Origin of the sequence: Sphingobacterium sp. UBA7253, assembly GCF_002472745.1 — a bacterium.
GTDB classification, from domain to species: Bacteria; Bacteroidota; Bacteroidia; order Sphingobacteriales; family Sphingobacteriaceae; genus Sphingobacterium; species Sphingobacterium siyangense.
In genome coordinates this window covers 40,643-41,623 of sequence record NZ_DKSP01000032.1, presented here as the reverse complement: position 1 = coordinate 41,623, position 981 = coordinate 40,643, and the positions used below count along the sequence as shown (strand labels likewise).

1 protein-coding gene is annotated in these 981 nt (G+C 43.9%); it reads left to right on the top strand.

Going from position 1 to position 981, the window contains the following annotated elements:
• Positions 1–981 (top strand): GMC family oxidoreductase N-terminal domain-containing protein (locus B2X72_RS03070; RefSeq protein WP_286848247.1); only part of this gene is annotated, 981 nt, incomplete at both ends.

Sequence of the window (981 nt, the reverse complement as noted above, 5' to 3'; positions counted from 1 at the left end):
AAAGATATAGCACCTTGGTATAGTCACGTTGAGAAATTTGCGGGTATTTCAGGTAATAGAGACGGTATAGCGGTGCTGCCCGATGGCGAATTTATGCCGCCAATGGATATGAATATTGTGGAAAAAGATCTTGCTGCGCGCTTGAAATCGCGTTATCAGGGAAAAAGACACTTTATAATTGGCCGGGTAGCCAACATAACAGTGCCCCATCACGGCCGTGTTAATTGCCAATACCAGAACAAATGCTGGCTGGGTTGCAATTTCGGCGCTTATTTTAGCACACAGTCTGCAACATTGCCCGCAGCAGTGAAGACTGGAAAACTTACCCTAAGACCACTTTCAATTGTAAAAAGCATTATTTACAATCGCGATACGCAGAAAGCTAAAGGAGTCGAAATTGTTGATGCGGAGACGAATCAAACCTACGAGTATTTTGCTAAGATTGTTTTTGTATGTGCTTCGACTTTAAATTCCACCTGGGTGTTAATGAATTCAGCTACTGATGTATGGGAAGGTGGTCTTGGGAGCAGCAGTGGTGAACTGGGACATAATCTGATGGATCACATGTTAAATAGTGGAGCTGGGGGAAGAGTTGAAGGATTTGAGGATAAATATATTTTTGGGCGACGCGCCAATGGATTATATGTACCCCGATTTGCCAATATTGCCGGCGATACCAAGAAGAGAGATTACATACGTGGTTTTGGCTATCAGGGCGGAGCTTCAAGGGGACAATGGTCAGGTAAGGTCGATAATAAGCGCGTGGGTGGGGCTTGGAAAGATGCTATCGCCGAGCCCGGAAGCTGGGGAGTAGGTTTTACTTCATTTGGCGAAATACTTCCATATCACGAAAATAAAGTCGTATTGGATTCATCTGTAAAAGATAAGTGGGGGCTTCCTGTATTGGCTATAGATGCAGAGATTAGGGATAATGAGCGGAAAATACGGATTGATGCAAGCAATGAAATGAAGGAAATGTTG